The 18,031-nt window shown below is 67.2% G+C and carries 16 protein-coding genes and 1 tRNA gene; 7 read left to right on the top strand and 10 right to left on the bottom strand.

Annotated elements, in window-relative coordinates; all coding sequences use genetic code 11:
- Window positions 1-64 precede the first annotated feature (64 nt).
- The 3 genes from ACDC67_RS14305 to ACDC67_RS14295 form a co-directional block, all read right to left on the bottom strand.
- Window positions 65-2,299 (bottom strand): hypothetical protein, encoded by a 2,235-nt coding sequence (locus tag ACDC67_RS14305; RefSeq protein WP_376694211.1) that lies wholly within the window; start codon window positions 2,297-2,299, stop codon window positions 65-67.
- On the bottom strand, window positions 2,266-3,171 hold the full coding sequence (locus tag ACDC67_RS14300; RefSeq protein WP_376694210.1) for a serine/threonine-protein kinase: 906 nt from the start codon (window positions 3,169-3,171) through the stop codon (window positions 2,266-2,268). Before ACDC67_RS14300 ends, ACDC67_RS14305 begins: the two co-directional genes overlap by 34 nt.
- Before the next feature lie 80 nt (window positions 3,172-3,251).
- Window positions 3,252-5,513, bottom strand: coding sequence for a phosphohexomutase domain-containing protein (locus ACDC67_RS14295; protein WP_376694209.1), 2,262 nt, complete (start codon window positions 5,511-5,513; stop codon window positions 3,252-3,254).
- Between the two features lie 239 nt (window positions 5,514-5,752).
- Between ACDC67_RS14295 and ACDC67_RS14290 the strand changes: the two genes are divergently transcribed.
- The gene (locus tag ACDC67_RS14290; protein WP_376694207.1) at window positions 5,753-7,321 is read left to right on the top strand and encodes a hydroxymethylglutaryl-CoA reductase; all 1,569 of its coding nucleotides are present in this window, start codon (window positions 5,753-5,755) and stop codon (window positions 7,319-7,321) included.
- A 42-nt stretch (window positions 7,322-7,363) separates the two neighbouring features.
- On the opposite strand, the gene ACDC67_RS14285 is transcribed toward ACDC67_RS14290, so the two are convergent.
- Together ACDC67_RS14285 and ACDC67_RS14280 are read right to left on the bottom strand one after the other, a co-directional pair.
- On the bottom strand, window positions 7,364-8,443 hold the full coding sequence (locus ACDC67_RS14285) for a beta-propeller fold lactonase family protein (protein WP_376694205.1): 1,080 nt from the start codon (window positions 8,441-8,443) through the stop codon (window positions 7,364-7,366).
- Between the two features lie 252 nt (window positions 8,444-8,695).
- On the bottom strand, window positions 8,696-9,277 hold the full coding sequence (locus ACDC67_RS14280; RefSeq protein ID WP_376694204.1) for a hypothetical protein: 582 nt from the start codon (window positions 9,275-9,277) through the stop codon (window positions 8,696-8,698).
- 143 nt (window positions 9,278-9,420) lie between these two features.
- On the opposite strand from ACDC67_RS14280, the gene ACDC67_RS14275 reads away from it, so the two are divergent.
- Window positions 9,421-10,143: an SDR family oxidoreductase gene (locus ACDC67_RS14275; RefSeq protein ID WP_376694202.1), complete on the top strand. Its 723-nt coding sequence runs from the start codon at window positions 9,421-9,423 to the stop codon at window positions 10,141-10,143.
- A 13-nt stretch (window positions 10,144-10,156) separates the two neighbouring features.
- Here the strand turns inward: ACDC67_RS14275 and ACDC67_RS14270 are convergent.
- The 3 genes from ACDC67_RS14270 to ACDC67_RS14260 form a co-directional block, all read right to left on the bottom strand.
- Window positions 10,157-10,233: transfer RNA gene (locus ACDC67_RS14270), tRNA-Arg, on the bottom strand.
- Window positions 10,234-10,320: 87 nt separating this feature from the next.
- Window positions 10,321-10,692 carry a DUF6768 family protein gene (locus tag ACDC67_RS14265; RefSeq protein WP_376694201.1) on the bottom strand — a complete coding sequence of 124 codons (372 nt, stop codon included), beginning with the start codon at window positions 10,690-10,692 and terminating at the stop codon, window positions 10,321-10,323.
- A 224-nt stretch (window positions 10,693-10,916) separates the two neighbouring features.
- Window positions 10,917-11,513, bottom strand: coding sequence for an RNA polymerase sigma factor (locus ACDC67_RS14260; RefSeq protein WP_376694199.1), 597 nt, complete (start codon window positions 11,511-11,513; stop codon window positions 10,917-10,919).
- 292 nt (window positions 11,514-11,805) lie between these two features.
- Here ACDC67_RS14260 and ACDC67_RS14255 point away from each other — a divergent pair, with 292 nt between their 5' ends.
- The 4 genes from ACDC67_RS14255 to ACDC67_RS14240 all read left to right on the top strand — a co-directional run bounded on the left by ACDC67_RS14255 (window position 11,806) and on the right by ACDC67_RS14240 (window position 15,183).
- Entirely contained in the window at window positions 11,806-12,024 is a 219-nt protein-coding gene (locus ACDC67_RS14255; protein WP_376694197.1) for an EF-hand domain-containing protein, read from the top strand.
- 134 nt (window positions 12,025-12,158) lie between these two features.
- Window positions 12,159-13,196: a DUF2235 domain-containing protein gene (locus ACDC67_RS14250; protein ID WP_376694195.1), complete on the top strand. Its 1,038-nt coding sequence runs from the start codon at window positions 12,159-12,161 to the stop codon at window positions 13,194-13,196.
- A 54-nt stretch (window positions 13,197-13,250) separates the two neighbouring features.
- A complete protein-coding gene (locus tag ACDC67_RS14245) occupies window positions 13,251-14,108 on the top strand; it encodes a glucosaminidase domain-containing protein (RefSeq protein ID WP_376694194.1) in 858 nt (285 codons plus the stop codon).
- A 10-nt stretch (window positions 14,109-14,118) separates the two neighbouring features.
- Complete coding sequence (locus ACDC67_RS14240) at window positions 14,119-15,183, top strand: polysaccharide deacetylase family protein (RefSeq protein WP_376694192.1); 1,065 nt, start codon at window positions 14,119-14,121, stop codon at window positions 15,181-15,183.
- A gap of 16 nt (window positions 15,184-15,199) precedes the next feature.
- On the opposite strand, the gene ACDC67_RS14235 is transcribed toward ACDC67_RS14240, so the two are convergent.
- Window positions 15,200-15,538 (bottom strand): hypothetical protein, encoded by a 339-nt coding sequence (locus ACDC67_RS14235; protein ID WP_376694191.1) that lies wholly within the window; start codon window positions 15,536-15,538, stop codon window positions 15,200-15,202.
- A gap of 41 nt (window positions 15,539-15,579) precedes the next feature.
- On the opposite strand from ACDC67_RS14235, the gene ACDC67_RS14230 reads away from it, so the two are divergent.
- A complete protein-coding gene (locus ACDC67_RS14230; RefSeq protein WP_376694190.1) occupies window positions 15,580-16,452 on the top strand; it encodes a M90 family metallopeptidase in 873 nt (290 codons plus the stop codon).
- 15 nt (window positions 16,453-16,467) lie between these two features.
- Here the strand turns inward: ACDC67_RS14230 and ACDC67_RS14225 are convergent, their stop codons facing one another.
- Window positions 16,468-17,478, bottom strand: a complete 1,011-nt coding sequence (locus ACDC67_RS14225) for an alpha/beta fold hydrolase (protein ID WP_376694189.1) — start codon at window positions 17,476-17,478, stop codon at window positions 16,468-16,470.
- Window positions 17,479-18,031: the final 553 nt, after the last annotated feature.

Genomic DNA, 18,031 nt, shown 5'->3' with positions numbered 1-18,031 from the left:
GGCGATTGGCTGTCGACCCGGTCCGCGGCAGCGGTCGGGCCCCGGAGGCGGGCGAATTGGGGCGTCAAGCGGCGCCGCCGGATTGCCGTTCGGCGTTGCTCTGGGTTGCCCGCCTGGCGGTTTCGGCGCGGTGGCTTCGGTGCAGCTGGTTGAGCCGCTGGACGAAGGTGTTGGCGTCGGCGTCGGTTTCACCGTCGAAGCCGACGGCGCTGACCGTGCAGATCAGGGTGTATTCGCCGCTGTCGAGCCGGAAGGGAAACTCGGCCAGGACATCGAGCAGGCGCTGGCGGAAGATGCCGGCGCCTTCTTCCTCGGTCATGGGCAGGATGATGAAGGGGACGGCGCGCTGTGATTTCTCGAGCGAGCCGACCAGGTCCAGGTCGCGCGCCAGGCGGGTGATGCGGAAGTAGAGTTCGGGCAGCAGTTCGCGCATGTCGCTCTTGCGCGGGCGCCTGGGGCCGCCGCCCTCGACCGGCACCAGCCACTCGACCAGCAGCTTGATGACCGAAAAGGGGTTGCCGTAGCGCTGTGCGCTCTTGACCTGGTGCTTGAGGAACAGCGCGGTGTTGCTCACGCTGAGCACCGCCGGCGGCAGGGGCGGTGGTTCGTCCTCCTGCTCGAGGCGCAGGACCAGTTCGTCGATCAGGCGGGCCGCCTGCGGCGCGGTATAGCCGTGTTGGCGAAGTCGCTCGGTAATGGCCTGGCCGAGTTGCTCCAGTTCGGTGCTGTTCTCGATCTGCTTTTCGAGCCAGTCGAGCACGAGGGTGTCGGAGAGCTGCTCGCTGCCGCCGAGCATGCGCTCGAACAGCGCCATCTTGCTGCTCTCGCTGGCCTGCGGCCTGCGCTGCTCGAGCTGCTGCTCGAGCTCCCGCGCGGCCGCCGGCGTCAGGCCGCTTTCGTTCATGCGCCCGATGAGTTCACGCTGCACGCGCTGGATCTGTTCGCCGAGGGTGCCCGGGTCGACCGGTTCGCCGTGGGCGACGCGGTCGAGCGCCAGCTTCTGACTGACCCGTTCGATGTAGTCGGTAAACGCGGCCGACAGCTGCTGTCCGTCGCCCACGCCGCCCTGGCGAAGCTCGCCGGCCAGCACCACCAGGCGGGCCGCTTCGGTCGGATCTTCCTGGATCTGCCGGACGATGTCGTCGACGTCCATGCCGACGTTTTCCGCGCCCGACTCCAGCGCGCTCACCAGGTGTTCGCCGCGCAATTCGTTCGACAGTTCGTGGACGAGCTGGGTGTACTGCTCCAGCGGCATGCCCTCTTCCATCAGGCCCCGCCGCAGTCGCGGCAGCAGGCGCTTGAGGTCGCCGGCGTCGGGTAGCATGCGGTTGATGATCTGCGCCATGCGCTTGACCGAAAAACTGCCGCCGCGGTATTCCTCGCGCACCAGGCTCACCAGGGTGGAATAGGTCAACTCGTCGACCTCGCTGACCACCTCGCCGCTCGCGGCCATGATGCGGTCGACGTCCTGCTGCGCGGTGGCGGACTTGCGCAGGCGCTGCCGCAGCGTGTTCATGGCCGTGAACAGTTCTTCCGGCGACAGGCCCTCGACGTCGCCGCCGCCCATCTCGACCTCGCGCACCAGGCGCTTGAGGTGCTCGACCAGCTTGCCGCGGTTGCCGTTGTCCTGCGCGCTCGAGGTGCCGATTTGTTCGGCGGCTGCGTCGGGGTTGCCGGCGATATCGCCCAGGGAGAAGAAGCTGTCGAGCTGGCCGAGCACGCGCGCGCCGGCGGCCGACACGGGGGCCTCGGGGCGCCTGCGCTTGAGCGCCTCGCCCGGGTCGTCGCCGGGGGCGTCGCCGCCCACCACCTTCTGGTCGGAGGTGACCTTGCGGTAGACGATGTAGTTGAACTGGATGGCACCGGACTGGCGCGGCCGCAGTTCGGTGATCGCCGCCTCCAGCGAGGGGTACTCGAGCAGCTTCGACAGCGTCGTGACCAGCGCCTTGGCGTCCGACTCGCTGAAGCCCTTGCTGAAGGTGATCGACTCCAGGCCCATCTCGTTGAAGGAGTCGACCATGCGCTTGGGGTTGAAGCGCCCGCCGACGGGATGCTTTTCGATGAACAGCGTGCCGCGGTCGAGAATCAGCGACAGCGAGTCGTCCTTGTCGAGCGCTTTGGTCAGGGTGCCGTGGAAGGTCTCCAGCGCCCGATCCGTGGTCGGGTGGTTCAGGCCGAAGCCGCAGGCGTTCATGTAGGCGGAGTTGAGCTGGCGCGCGATCAGCTCCGCGCTGCGGGCATCGAGGTTGTGGGCGCTGCCCTGGCTCACGGCGCCGCCCTTTGCTGTTGTGCGTCCCACCAGCGCCTCAGTGCCTGGGCGAAGGCGCGCGCGCTGACGTAGCGCTTGTTGCGGTCGCTGGCGGTGGCCTTGTTGATGATGCCTTCCATGACCGCGTCGATCCAGGCGGAGCAGGCCCCCGGCGGTTGCGTGAAAAAGGTGTCGGGCTGCTGGATCTTGCGCACCACCGTTTCCTTGCCCGACTCGTCGCGGATGGGCAGCCGCCCGGCCAGCAGCTCGAGCAGGATCACGCCCATCGAGTAGATGTCGGTGCGACGGTCGGTGTCCTCGGCGGCGGCCTGCTCGGGCGAGAGGTACTGCGGCGTGCCCACGACCAGGCCGCGAGCGTAAAACTCGATCTGGCGCGTCTTGGCGATGCCGAAATCGGCGATCAGCGCGCGGCCGGTGCGGTTATCGACCAGGATGTTGGCGGGCTTGAGATCCTGGTGAATGACGCCTTCCTCGTGGGCGAATTCGAGCCCGTCGAGCACTTCGCCGACCAGGCGGACGGTGTGCTGCACCGGCAGGATCCGGCGGGTGGGCACCGGATGGCGGCGCAGCTTGGCGAGGATGCGCGCCAGGTCCTGGCCTTCGACCAGCTGCATGACCTGGTAGAAATACTCGTCGTCCTCGCCGCTTTCGAAGATGGTGATGATGTGCGGATGCGACAGCACGGCGATGGTCTCGGCCTCGTCGCGGAACTGTTGCCGGGCCGACTCGCTGCGCGCGATGGCCTTGGGCAGGAGCTTGATCGCCACCTGGCGCTTGAGCGACTTCTGGTAGCCGATGAAGACCGCGCCCATGGCGCCGCGGCCGAGTTCGCGCACAACGATGAAGTTGCCGAAGGCCCGGCCGATGACGCTGGTGTAGTCGTGGGTGCGGATGTCGCTCAAGAAGCAGGCCCCCGAAGGCACTCCAATGCCCGCATCTTACCGCAGGCATTATGAGAAATACATCACACTTTTGGCTGTTCTCAATCCCGGGCCGCTGGGTCCGCATCCTTTTGCCCGGTCGACAGGATTTCGGCCACCGGACGACCGTCGGCGGCCAGCACGGCCAGCAGCCAGGCGGCGGCATGAAAGGCGTCGGGCAGGCCGTGCCAGTCGCCGGCGGTCATGATCGAGCCGTCGGAATGCACGCCCAGCCCTGAGTTGCGCTCGCGCAGGCTGCGCTGCACCGCGCGGGCGTCACCGTCGCAGGCGATGATCCGGATGTCTTCGGCGCTGCCCGGCAGGGCCAGCTGCGCGGCCAGCCCGGCGTCGGCGACCACCGACGGTTCCTCGCTTTGCTCCGCCAGGTCGGCCGCCAGCAGCGCGGCAAGCCGGGCCGTTGATACCGGCTGCCCGCCGGGGTCGACGACACGCAGCTTTCCGCCCGTGCCGTCGAAGGCCAAGCCCAGGTCGGCGGCGAAGTTTTCCACGCAAAGCTGCAGGTCCTGGCCGCGCTCGGCGCTGTCGAAAGCCGCCACTTGCTCGGGCCGGGTCTCGGCGTCGGCGTTGAGCGCGATGACGTCGACGCCCAGCGACTCGAACAGGCCGGGCGCGAATGCCCCGTTGACCGGGTTGCCGCAGTCGACGACCACGCGCAGCGGCCGCTGCAGGCGATGCGAAGCGGCCAGCTGCTCGCCGTAGCGCTCGGCCTCGTCGGTGATCTCGTGCTCGCCGGCGCCGGTCGCGAACTCCTGGTTGCGAATGCGATCGAGCAGGCCGCGCCGTTCCTCGCGGTCGAGCCAGCGACCGTCGAGCACGATCTCCAGCCCGTTGATGTCCTGCGGCCGGTTGCCGCCGCTGATCACCACGGCACCGGCCTGCTGCCGGCGCATGGCGGCAAACCAGGCCAGCGGCGCGGGCGCCTTGCCCAGGTCGATCACGTCGATACCGCTCACGCTCAGGCCGCGCGAAAGGCCCTCGAGCAGTTCGCCGCCGCTGGCGCGGTCATCGTGCGCGACGCAGATGCGTCTCAGCCCTTCATCGGCGGCCTGGCTGCCGATGGCCTGGCCCAGGATCACCATGTCGGGCACGCCCAGTTCCTCGCCCGCCTTGCCGTAGATCCCGTCGGGCCGAAACAGCGAGGGGTCGACGCCCTGGTAGGTGTCGAAGTCCTCGAGCAGCGCTTCATCGTCGTCGCTGCCCGGATCGGACAGCGGCGCGTCGGGTGTCGGCATGGTCGTGCCGAGGTCCTCGTCGCCCAGTTCGTCGAGCCCGGCGTCGACATCTTCGCGCAGCCATTCGGGCAGGTCGGGCGCTGGCGCGACCATGGTCGGCGGCTCATCCTCGGCCGAACGCCAGTCCCTGGCCATCGGGTCGTCGGCGTGGTCCTTGCCGCGCGGCGCGGCCTGTGGATCGGGGCGTCGCGCCGGCGCGGCGGCTTTCCCGGCGGCCTTTGCGCGCCGCGGTTCCGGCCGCTGCGCCCCCGCTTCGGTTTCGCCCAGGTAGCGCGCCAGCCGCGTGCGCCGGCGCAGCAGCAGGCCGAGCATCAGCACGATGATGCCCGAGGAGCCGACGATCACCGCGGCACGATTGTCGATCGGCGCGCTGACCGTCGCCCGGCTCCACTGCAGCAGCAGGCTGCTGTCGGCAATGGGAATCTCGCGGATGCGCGCGGCCGCCGAGCGACCAACGGCGGTCAGCACCGTGCGGTCGCGGCGGTCGCTCTGGGCCAGGGCCAGGAAGTCCAGCGCCTCGTGGTCGTGCATCAGGCTGGTGAGCACATTGACGGTCAGGCGAAGCAGCAGTACGTCGCCCTCGCCGGGCATGCGCTGGGCAAAGGCCAGGCTTTCCGACGGCGTTCCCGGTTCGAGCACGCGGATCTCGGCGCGGTCGTTGCGGATGGCCTCGAGCACCACCTCGATCGCGGCAAAGCCGAGGTCGATCTCCTCCGAGGTGGCGACCGCGTCGATCTCGGCCGGCAGCAGGCGGGCGTCGAGAATGCTCGTGACCCCGCGTGTGCGCAGCGCCGCGCGCAGGGCATCGCCGGAGCCCGCGCGTGCGGCGTCGACCACGCTGGCGTCGCGCAGCGCCGTCTGCACGTCCGCCAGTTCGGTGGCAATGCGATCGGCCTGCTGCGTGGCGGCGCGGTCGGAGCGCTCGAGTTCGAGCTGGGCGGACAGGTTCAGGTAGACCGCCACGCCCCCGGTGACGATGGCGAACAGGCCCAGCGCGATGGCGACCAGGCTGGTCAGGCGAATCAGGTTGGCAACCGAGTCGCGCGTTAGAAATGACTGGCTGGCGTTCACTGGTCTGATCCCCCGCGCTGGCGATGCCCCGCGGTCGTGTCGCGCCGCGAACTCATGTGAGCCTTTTCACGGATCATGCTCCCCTCTGAGATATCCCCGCAGAAGGGCATTATGCCAGCGCAGGGTCCCCGCAGCCAGTCGGTATTGATCTGGAGCAAGAGCGACGGTCGCCTGCGCCCCTATGATCAGGGCAGGTGAAACCCGTGGGCACTACACGACGGTGCCGGAGGAGGATGAATATGCGTTTCGTACCCAAGGCCCTGCTCAAGCGGCTCTACAACCGCTCGAGCCTGCGCAACACCGAGGCGGGTGTGCGCTTTTCGATCAAGAACCGGCTCAGTCCGGCGCGCCTGGAGGCCGTCGATCACCTGCGCATCGACGGCGAGGACGTGGCGCCCGAGCGCGTACGCCTTTCGATGGACGGCGGCGCCGAAATCGCCCTGGCCGACATCGCCCCCGACCGTGCCGTTGCTTTCCCCCTGGGCACGCTGATGGTGGTCGATCTGGCCATCGACGCGCTGGATGAGGGCGAGCACGACATCGAGCTGGTGTTTCGGGCGCCCCCGTTCGGCCGCCTGTCGCTGTCGGTCAGCGACCGCCTTGGCAGCGGGGAACGTTCTGCCGACATGATTCCCCGTGACGCCGAAGACGACTATGCCCCGGCCATGGTCGAGGCGCGCCAGCGCTTCGTGGCCGAGCGCACCGGCGTCGAGCTCGAGCACATCCGGCAGTTTTCGTTCGATCCGACGATGATGCGCGGCAATATCGAGCACTTCACCGGGGTGGCCCAGATCCCGTTGGGCATTGCCGGGCCGCTGCTCGTGCACGGCGAGCATGCCGAGGGCGAATTCTACGTGCCCCTGGCGACCACCGAGGGCACGCTGGTGGCGTCGTACAACCGCGGCATGCGCGTCATCCGCGAGTCCGGCGGCGTGCAGTGCACGGTCGTGGGCGACAACATGCAGCGCGCGCCGGTTTTCTGTTTCGAGAATGCCGCCGCGGCGCGGCGCTTCGCCGACTGGCTCAAGGAGCGCACCGAGACCCTGCGCCAGGTCTGCAGCGAGTCCGACCGGTTCGCGACGCTCAAGTACATCGACTACTACCTGGTCAGCCGCTTCTGCTACACGCGCTTCAATTTCGTCACCGGCGATGCGGCCGGCATGAACATGGTCGGCAAGGCCACGTTCGCGGCCTGCAACTGGATCCTGCAGAACTTCGACGGCGCGGAGGTGAAGGACTTCTACCTGGAGTCGAACTTCGCCACCGACAAGAAGGCATCACAGATCAACGCCATGCGCACCCGCGGCAAGCGCGTCACGGCCGAGTGCACGGTCAAGCGCCAGGTGCTGCGCGACATCATGGATGCCGACACCGAGCAGCTCTATTCCCACTCCAAGATCGCCAGCATCGGCGCTATGCTCGCTGGCGCGAACAACAACGGCGCCCATGCGGCCAACGCCATCACGGCCATCTTCATCGCAACGGGCCAGGACGTGGCCAACGTGGCCGAGTCCTCGGCCGGTATTCTCTATACCGAGCTGACCGAGGAAAAGGACCTCTACATCTCGATCACACTGCCGTCGCTGATCGTGGCCACCATCGGTGGCGGCACCGGCCTGGCCACCCAGTCCGAGAGCCTGCGGATCATGGGCTGCGAAGGACCGGGCCAGGTGATGAAGTTCGCCGAGATCGTTGCCGGCACCGTGCTGGCCGGCGAAATCTCCCTGGGCGCGGCCATTTCCTCGCTGGACTGGGTCTCCAGCCACGACCAGTACGGACGCAACGACCCGACCCGCCAGGCGCAGTGATCCCGCTGTCCGGGGCCGCGCCAGCGGTGACCCGGGACGCCGCTACCTCGCGGCCAGAAGCGTGCGGTTGGCGATCAGTCCGGCCAGCAGAATCAACAAGAGCGTGGCCCAGACGTCGAGCGCCGGCACCGAGATCGCCGAAGCCGATCCGCCCCGGTCCGGCCCGATGAAGCGGCCCAGATTGAACGAGCCCGACGGCACCGCGATGCCGTCCACGACGTCTTGAGTGGCGGTATCGATCACGGCGACCTCGTTGTCGGTCTCGCTGACAACATAGAGTCGGGTTCCGTCAGGTGTGATGCCGAGACCGGACGAATTGGAAACCGGCAGCGCAATGGTGGCTGTTGTCGCGGCGGCGTCGGTATCGATCACCGAGATTGAATCACCGTCGGCATTCGTGACGTAGACGCTCGATCCGTCGGGGGCTATCGCAATGCCGGCGGGATAGGCGCCGACGCCGATCGTGGCGATCTCGGTGAGAGCGTCGGTGTCGATGACCGAAACGCTGTCATCGGCCCCGTTGCCGACGTAGACGCGGCTGCCGTCCGGTGAAACTTCAATCATGAACGCCTCGTTCCCGACCGGGACGGTCGCGATCTGCGATTCGGTGGCCGTGTCGACCACCGACACCGAGCCGGCATTGAAATTCGCGGTGTAGAGGCGCTCGCCGTCGTTCGACACCACGATGCCGACCGGCGCATCACCGACGGCGATGGTGCCGCTGACCGTGTTGCTCGCCGCGTCGATCACGGTCACGACATCGGCCAGGGTCGTGGCGACATAGACGCGTGAACCATCCGGACTGACCGCAACGGCCTGGGGCGAGTCGTCGATGGCGATCGACGCCTCGACGGTGCCGCTGGCGGTGTCGATCACGGTCACGACGCTATCGCTGATGCTCGCCACATACACGCGAGTGCCGTCGGGGGAGACCGTCACCCCACGGGGTGTGGGGACCGGCGCGTAAGTTTCGACAATCGTGTTGGACTGTGTGTCGACGACCGAAACGCTGTCCTCAGCGACATTGCCGATGTAGGCAAAGGGCTGCGCCGTGGCCAGGGCGGGCCAGAATCCGAGCGTCAGGGCGGCCGAGAGAAAGAGGGTGCGCAGGCTTGTTTTCATCGATGCTGTCCTTTTTTGGCCGTAGTGATCCAGGGTGAGCAAGGCTTGCTCCCCCGGTTATCCGCAGTGCGCTTCCTTTGGTGGACAATTGGATGGACAGGCGTGGGCGGATCGTCCGCGGCGGGCTTACTGCGCCGTAGAGCCTCCGTCGATCACCAGCTCGCTACCGGTCTCGACCTTCGATTCGTCCAAGGCCAGCCAGGGCTTACCCCGGGCGAAGTCGACGGGTTCGCCGACGCGACCAATGCCCGGTCAAGGGCCGCGTGCGGCGCCGATGGTCTGCTCGAGGAATTCAGAGATGGCGTCGATATCGTGCTCGGACCACTGCCAGGCTTTCCTGACCAGCAGCGTGCCGCCGACGATGAGTACCCCGCACATCAGCGGGATCGACAGGGGCATGGATTCGTCGATGCCCATCTGCTCGTGGAAGACGGCCATGAACAGCACGTAGGCGGTGATTGCGAAGACGCCGAGCAGCCAGGACGCGGTGAATGCCTGCACGAACGGATGAATCGTGAACCGGCCGCGCAGGTGCAGGGTGTCGCCGCGCATGCGAAAGCCGGCGAACAGCATGGGGCGCCAGGAGTTCGCCTTGAATGTTCCCGGCCGGCCCTCGATCGGCTCGATGCGATAGAGCACGAGCTTGTCGCGCGAGACCTTGCCGCCCACGGCGTCGTGTTCGAGCCGCGAGAACAACGCCTTCCAGCCCGGAATGACCTGATCCGAGAGCCGATTGACGGCTTGGCTGCGCTGCACGGCCAGCGGGAGCTCGAAGTCGACCGCGGGGAAGTAGAAGCGGTAGAGGCGGCGAAGGGGTTCGAGCGGATTCGGCATGGTGTCGGGTCGCTTGGTGCGCGGCGCCCACCGTACCAGCGGTGCCCGACGCCGGTACAGCGTTGACGCGGGATTCGCCCGGCCTGCCTCACGATACGGGTCTACCCGAACACGGGGTTGCCGACCCCGATCGCGCACACGCCATGATCGAACCCAGCGATGCCAGGGCTTTTCCGGCCGAAGGAAAGGTCGTCGTGATCGGCGCCAGCGGCGGCATCGGTGCCGCGCTTCGCGCCCGGCTGGAAGCCCATTCCGGGCAGCTGGAAGTTGTCGGGCTGTCACGCCGCAGTGATCCGCCGCTCGAGGTCACCGACGAGGACAGCATTCGCGCCGCCGCCGAACACGTGCAAACCCTCGGCGGTGACCTGCGCCTGGTGATCGACGCCACCGGCTTCCTGCACGACGACGACTTCGGGCCGGAAAAGAGCTGGTCGCAGCTCGACCCCGAGCACATGGCGAAGGCCTTTGCCGTCAACGCCACCGGCCCGGCGCTGCTGATGAAGCATTTCCTCCCCTTGCTGCCGCGCGGCGGCAAGTCGGTGTTCGCCACCCTGTCGGCGCGCGTCGGTTCGATCGGCGACAATCGCCTGGGCGGCTGGTACAGCTACCGCGCTTCCAAGGCGGCGCTGAACCAGTTCGTGCGCAGCGCCGCCGTGGAACTGCACCGGCGCTCGAAGGAAGCGGTCTGTGTCGCGCTTCATCCCGGCACCGTCGATACGCGTCTGTCGGCGCCGTTCGGCAAGGCCGGCCTGTCGGTGCGCGCGCCCGAGGTGGCCGCGCGCGAGCTGCTAGAGGTCATCGACCGGCTCGGCGCCGACGACAGCGGTGGCTTCTTCGACCACCACGGCAAGCCGGTGCCCTGGTGAGGCGGCGTCGTGGTGGCGCGCCCGGGAGGACTCGAACCCCCAACCCTCAGGTTCGAAGCCTGATGCTCTATCCGGTTGAGCTACGGGCGCTTTAGGAGGCGCTGAGAGCTACTGCGCCTCCTACTTAATTTATCACCGCTTCGGCTTTCCTTAAACCCAGATCATTCTTCGGGGGTCTCAGGACTCTGTCCTGGAAGCCACGAGGCGGAGTTCGAGGCGGGCGATCTGGCGCAGGACGCGGTTGGCCTCGAAGTGGGCGCCCATGAAGCCTCTCAGGAAGGTCGACAGCTGGACGAGGACGACGGTGACGACGCCCCAGCGCAGCGCGTCCATCACTTGGTCCACCGTGAAGACCTGCACCAGGGCGTATATCGCACCCAGGAAGAACAGCAGCTGCACGATGCCCACGAACCACATCACCCAGCCGAGCTGGCCGCGAAACAGGGCCATGGCCTGGCTGAAGTAGCCGGGTTCGTTGCCGTAGTGCTCCAGCAGCGCTTCGTCTTCTTTCGAGAGGGATTCGTTGATCAGGTCGTCGATCTTGCTCATGTCTGTTCTCCTTGCAGTCGGGCACGCAGTTCGTGGCCCTTCAACTGGATAATTGCGGGTTCAGCGCTCCTGTGGCGTTCCGCAGCAAGGCGCCGTGCGCAGTCAATGGCCGTCGCCCTTGGCAAGCGCGGGAACGCCGCTGCGGAGCGCCACAGGAGCGCCCTAAGGGTTGGCCTGTCAGCGTCCATGGCGGCGTTGCGGCTCTTGTAAAGGGCTAAGGCCATTCACTGCAAGCCGCGTCTTGCCCTGAACGCTGACAGACCAACTGAATCCGCAATTATCCAGTTGAAGGGCCACCAGTTGCGCGCGTGCATGAGTCGGGTCTTGACGGTGCCGGGCGCGACATCGAGCGCCACGGCGATTTCGGCCACTCTCAGGCCCTCGAGGTAGAACAGCCCGAGCGCCGCGCGTTGCTCCGCCGGCAGTTCGGCCATGGCCCTGCGAATCACGGCCAGGTCGGCCCGGTTCTCGTGGCCGCCGTCGTCCCCGGTCGTCGGCCCGGCGTCGCGGGCCAGCGCCGCAGTGCCGGCGCGCCGGCGCTGGCGGCCGCGAATGGCGCGCGCGCAGCGGCGGGTCACGATACGGAAGGCCCAGGCGGGAAAGGCGTTGACGTCGTCGAGCCGGCCGATGCCGCGCAGGATGTCGGTCCAGGCTTCCTGCACCACGTCGGCGGCGAGATCGGCTTCGCCGGTCATGCGGTGGGCGTGGGCCAGCAGCTTGCGCTGCCAGCGTCCGGCCAGCTTGTCGAGTGCACTGCGACTGCCCGTTCGGGCCGAGGCGGCCAGGTAGGCGTCGAGTGCCCTTTCCTTCCCGGTTCTCACAAGGGTCCTGGGTCCATTTGCGTTCTTGCTTCTACAGTGCGCCCGGGAGGGAAAACGGTTCAATCGGGCATGGCCGCCCGACAAGCGAGCGCGCGAACGGTGCGGTCCTTGCTGCCTCCTTGAAATCGTCCGGTCGCAAGAAGCGCTGCAGGGTATGGATCCTGATGCGTCGATTCTGCACCCAAGCGCGGCGCTGGTTCAATCCGCCCGCCGGGGTAACAACAAGCCGGCGTGGGTAGTGTTATCTTTCCGGGCAGTCTTGATACAAACCCTTGAACGGAGCAAAGCGGGCATGAAACGCGAAGAACTGGTCGACGAGATGTTCAAACAAGTCGACACCAACGGCGACGGCGTACTTTCCAGGGGCGAGTTCGTCGAACTGGTGCGCTGCCTGACCGGCGAGCATGGCGTGGGCGTGAGTTCGAAGATCTTCGACCAGTTCGATGCCGACCACGACGGCGTGATTTCGCGCGACGAGGCGCTGGAGATGATCATTCAATATGCCCTGTAGGGGCTTCCGGTAGGGAACTTGGCACGCCCGGCCTTCGGGGCATGGGTGAGGCTGTCAGCCCTATTCCCGATTGCATCAATTGAAGACCCGGTTCCACGGGGGTAGCATCATTTCATGGCATCGGGGAGTGGGCCATGAAGCGAATCGTTGTCTGTTGTGACGGCACCTGGAGTTCGGCCGACCGCGAGCGCGACGGGTCGCCGGCGCCGACGAACGTGCTGCGCCTGGCCGAGTCGGTGGCCGGCGAGGATTCTATGGGCGTCGAGCAGCGGGTCTACTACGGGCCCGGCGTGGGCAGCGACGGCAATCGCCTTTACCGCTGGTTTGCGGGCGCGACGGGCTGGGGCCTGTCGGACAATCTCAAGGACGCCTATCGCTTCGTCGTGGCGCACTACGAGCCGGGCGACGAGCTGTTCCTGTTCGGCTACAGCCGAGGCGCGTTCACGGTCCGCAGCCTCGCCGGCATGATCTTCAACGCCGGTGTGCTGAAAACCGAGTTCGCCGATCGCATCGACTCGGCCTTCGACCTGTACAAGTCGCGTTCGCCGCTCAAGCATCCCGATGCGGCCGAGGCCGTTCGCTTTCGCGAGCGGTATGCCCGCGAGAACCGTACCCCGGTCGAGTTCATCGGCGTGTGGGACACGGTCGGCGCGCTCGGCAACCCGCTGTTGCTGCACAAGAGCCCGCTCAGCCGACGGGTGCAGTTTCACGACACGCGGCTCGGGCCAACGGTGCGGTATGCCTACCATGCCCTTGCCATCGACGAGAAGCGCCGGCATTTCAAGGCCACGCTCTGGCGCCGCCTGCCCCGGGCGCACGACCAGACCGTGGAGCAGCGCTGGTTCGTCGGTGTGCACGGCGATGTCGGCGGGGGCGGTCCCAACGCCGGGCTTTCCGCTATCACCTTCGGCTGGATACTGCGCCAGGCGGGTCTTTGCGGACTTGCGGTCGATGCGCCGGCCGCCACGCTGGACGTCTTCCAGGGGCCGGCGCGCAGCCGCCGCGGGCTGTTTCGCCTGATTCCGCCCTGGCACCGGCCGATCGCGGCGCAGGGCGGCCGTCACGCCGGACAAATGCTCGACGAGACCGCCGAGCGTCGTTGGCGGGAGGATGTCGACTATCGGCCGCCCAACCTGGGCGACTACCTGCGGCGGCGGGAGGAATCGGACTGAACACGGCAATACTTGTGCATGTCTTAGTAAGCCCGTTGGTGGCAAACTGTAGGCATGGTGAACCCGAACGAAAGCGAAACGCCGCAGCCGCGGCGACTGATCGATCGCCTGCCGCCGCAGTGGGCCGGCGAAGGTGCCGCCTTGCTCGCCATGGTGCTGGTCGCGCTGTGGGCCGTCCTGCGCCCGGCGCCGGAAGTCCTGCCGGACTTCAGCGAGATCGAGCGGGCCGACGTGCTCAAGGCGTCCTTCTTCGAATTCCTGGCGCCGATCGTCGCCTCGGAAAACGAGCGGGTGTTCGATCAGCGGCGCACCCTGCTCGAGATCGCGCCCGAGGTCGATGACGGTCGTCCGCTGCCCCTGCTCGACCGGCACTGGATGCGCAAGCTCTCGGCCGAGTACGAGCTCGATTGGCCGGGCGACTCGCGCGAGGAGACGCTGGCGTTGCTGCAGCGGCGCGTCGACGTCGTGCCGGAGCCGCTGGCCCTGGTCCAGGCCGCCAAGGAATCGGGCTGGGGGCGCTCGCGTTTCGCCCGGCAGGGCAACAACCTGTTCGGTCACTGGTGCTACGTGCGCGGCTGCGGCATCGTGCCGTCGCGGCGCAACCAGGACGCCGCCCACGAAGTGGCCGCCTTCGACTCCGTGCGCCATTCCGTCCGGCGTTACATCAACAACCTCAACACGCACCCGTCCTACCTGCCGCTGCGCCGCATCCGCGAGGCCGAGCGCGAGGCGAACGTCGAGCCGCGGGCCCTGTCCCTGGCCGACGGCCTGATCCGCTACTCGGAGCGCCGCGAGGCCTACGTCGAGGAGATCAAGCAGATCATTCGTTCAAACCGCGAGCTGATCCGCCGCGCGATGGGTGAGGCATCACCCTCGGCGGACACGCTCGCGTCGGCCGATACCGGCGCCTGAAGACATGAGCATGAGTGCTCGAACCGCCATCCTTGCCGCCTGCCTGGGCCTGGTCGCCTGCACGGCCGAGCCTTCGCGGGCCGACCATGCGGTCGTGCTGCTGTATCACCACGTCAGCGAGTCCACCCCGCCTTCGACCAGCGTCACGCCCGGGCGCTTCGAGGCCCACCTCGACTACCTGGATGAAAACGGCTTCGAGGTCTGGCCGCTCGACCGACTGCTCGCGGCCGTGATCGACGGCGAGGAAGCGGTGCCGGACAAGGTGGTCGCAATCACGTTCGACGACGCCTACGAGTCGGTCCATACCGAAGCCTGGCCGCGCTTGCGCGAGCGCGGCTGGCCATTCGCCGTGTTCGCCAATACCGATGCGATCGACGCCGGTCATTCGCCCTACATGAGCTGGGACCAGTTGCGCGCGCTGTACGAAGACGGCGTGATCATCGGCAACCACAGCGCCGGCCACGGGCACCTGATCGCGCGCGAGGAAGGTGAGGGCCGTGCCGGCTGGGCCGAGCGCGTCAAGGCCGATATCGATCGCGCCCATCGACGGATTTCCGAGGAGATCGGTGCCGAACCGGAGCTGTTCGCCTACCCCTACGGCGAGGATTCGGATCCGCTGGCCGAACTCGTCGATGCGCGCTACGACTTCGCCCTGGCCCAGCGCTCGGGTGCGGTCGGGGCCCACACCGACCGCCTGTCGGTGCCGCGCTTTCCCATGGCCAGCGGCTTCGACGGCATGGAGCGTTTCGCCCTGGCCGTCGATTCGCGCCCGTTTCCCGTGATCGAGCAGCTGCCCTCGCCTTCGGGTGACGGCGTGCGCGGGCCGGTCGAGTCGCTGCGGCTGAAACTGGCCGACGGCGCCTATCGGCACGGGCAGCTGGCCTGCTATTCAGGTAGCGGGGAGCGTCTGACGCTGCGTTTCGAGGCGGGGCCGCCGCATTCGCTGCAGATCGAGATCGGCGGCGCCGGCTCGACCGGCCGCAACAAGATCAACTGCACCGCACCGGCGGCCGATGGCAGCGGTGATTATTTCTGGCACGCCTTCCAGTGGGTGCAGGACGATGTCCGTGATTGACCGCTGCCGAAAGCGCTCATTCCTCGCTCACGGCAAAGACGCTCCGGCTGTTGACGATGCGCACCCACGGCGCGCCGTGGACCAGCCCCGGCGGCAGCACGTGGATGGCTACGATGACCAGGGTGGCGAAGGCGAAGCCCCACCAGGCGGGCGTGTCCCCGCCGACGACGGCGTCGAACACCGGGACCGCGCCGACCGCGGCCTGTGTGAGCACCGACAAGTGTCCCCTGGCCCGTGCCTTGAGCGGTGCGTTGCAATGCCAGCAATCGAGCTTGCCGCCACGAAACAGTTTTTCGATTTCCTGCGGGTGCAGCCGGCTGTCGCAGTCCGGACAGCGATCACGCGCTTCGTTCATTGCACTCCCCGTGATTGCCTTGCCGTGAAACATTCTAGTGAATGCGCGGCACGGCTGCCAGGCGCCGTTTCGGCACGGGCGGCCTGATGGAGATTCTTCTGGTTGTGCCGCTGGCCGCGCTGGCCTGGTGGGGCTGGGGACGATGGCGCCGGCATCGCCGGGGCAAGATTGCCGCCAGGCCCCTGCCGGCGGCGTGGCAGGACATTCTCGAGCGCAACGTTCCGCTCTACCGGGCGCTGCCGGACGAACTCAAGTCCGAACTGCACGGGCATGTCCAGCTGTTCCTGCACGACAAGACATTCGAGGGCTTCCAGGGCCTGGAAGTCACCGACGAGATGCGCGTGACCATCGCGGGCAACGCCTGCATCCTGCTGCTCAACCGTTCGCACGACCAGTACGCCAACTTCTCGACCATCTATCTGTATCCGAGCACCTTCGTGTCGCAGCACACCAGCCAGGACGGGCTCGTGCAGTCGGTCGGCCCCCAGGCCCGCCTGGGTGAGTCCTGGCATCGGGGGCCGGTGGTGCTGTCGTGGGACTCGGCCCTGGCGGGCAGCCGCGACATCAAGGACGGGCACAACGTCGTACTGCATGAATTCGCCCACAAGCTCGACGATGCCGACGGCGCCGTCGACGGGGCGCCGATCCTGCACCAGCGCTCCCAGTACATCAGCTGGGCGCGCGTGATGAAACGCGAGTTCGAGCAACTGCAGCGCGAAGCCAGCGCGGGGACGCGCACCCTGCTCGATCACTATGGCGCCACCGCGCCGGAGGAGTTCTTTGCCGTGCTGGTCGAGACCTTCTACGAAAAGCCGATCCAGCTCGAGCAGACCCATCCCGATCTGTACGAGGAAATGCGCAAGTGCTTCCGGGTCGATCCGGCCCGATGGCATGAGCGGCTTCGGTCGGACTGAAGCCGCTCGCGCGGGTCATTCATTCGAATCGCTCAGTTCTGCCAGCATTTCGAGAAGATGCTGGTTGAAGCGCTCGGGCGCCTCCAGCTGCGGGTAGTGGCCCACCCCGTCCATCAGCACCACGTCGAAGTCCACATAGCGGCGGTTGGTTTCGACGGCCGTGGGCATGCCGCGTTCGTCTTCGGGCCGGGCATTGATGCAGCGCACCGGTACCTGAACGGCATCCAGCATGGCCGCCTGGTCGATGCTGCCGAAATCGCGCATCAGGTCCACCAGGGCCTCGCTGTCGGTGGCCAGCGCCTGCTCGCGAATCCAGGCGACCAGGTCGGGGTCGGTGCCGGGCGGGAACATCTGCGCCAGGAAACCGTCGAGCGCGCCGGCCATGTCGGACTCGAAGCCCCGGGCCATGCGCTCCGACATTCCCTCCGGCCATTCGAACTCGGCATCGTGCAGCGTGTCGACGCAGACGATACCCCGCGCTCGTTCGTCCAGAAGCGGTGCGGTCATGGCCGCCACGGGCCCGCCCATGGAATGGCCGACCAGGACGACGCGCTCGAGTCCGAGTTCATCGATCAGCTCCCGGACGTCCCGGGCGTAGTCGCCCACTCGCCACTCGTCGCGTTCCCTGCCGGCCTCGCCGTGACCGGGCAGGTCGAGGGTCACCACGCGGTAGCCGGCATTGACCAGCGGCGCGACCTGGTGCCGCCAGAACTGACGGTTGCAGCCCCAGCAATGCAGCATCACAACCGCGGTGTCGCCCTGCCCGAAGGTTTCGTAGGCCAGGGTCGTGCCGTCTTCCAGTTCCAGTGTCAACGGGGAAGGAGGCGGCGCTTCACTGCCGGAATCTGCTTCGGCAGTCTTGTCGGCGGTCTCGTCGCCTGCCTGGTCAGTCACTTCATCGGCCGCCGACGTAGTCGCAGCCTGCTCATCGGGCAGCGCCGCGTCCGACCGGGAGTCGGCCGACTCGTCTTCGCCGCAGCCGGACAGGAGTAGTACCGCGAGTGCGGCTATCAGGAACGTTCTCATTGTTCTTCTTCCCACAAGAGGTAGGAGAAAATATTCGCACATTCGGCTGTTGGACGTAGGTCGGGGTTACATCCCCGACGGACGAGATATCCGGTGGCGTCACTCGTTGCTGATGCGTGCTCCCAATCTGATTGGGTCGCCCTTGTTCGCGGGGCGCTTAACATCCCCCCGCGGGCGTTTGGCGGGTTGGTGCCACCGGGCGGTTTGGTGGCCTCGACAAGTCAAAATCTGTTTCGCCCGGGCCCGCTTCGCGGGGTCTTGCGGCGACTCACTTTTGTCATTCGCGACAAAAGTAAGCAAAAACGCTCTCTCACTTCAAAGTCCAACGCTCTGTTATCTCAGGAGCTTGATGACTGTGGGGGCTGGCCCCTTCGGTGAGCGGGCTTCGCGAAGACTCGGTCGGAGGATCCGGTGGCGTTTGCAGGAGTGGGGCGAAGCCCGCACGAGGACGGCTCGGCTTCGAAGGTGGCGCGCTGCGCGCGCGGGGGCTTGATCCAGGCGCGTAGGATGCGTGGAGGCCCGTAGGGCCGTAACGCATCGGCCGATGCGTTGC

Origin of the sequence: Wenzhouxiangella indolica (genome assembly GCF_042310355.1) — a bacterium.
In the GTDB taxonomy this organism is placed as follows: Bacteria; Pseudomonadota; Gammaproteobacteria; order Xanthomonadales; family Wenzhouxiangellaceae; genus Wenzhouxiangella.
This window is presented reverse-complemented; position numbering and strand designations above follow the sequence as displayed.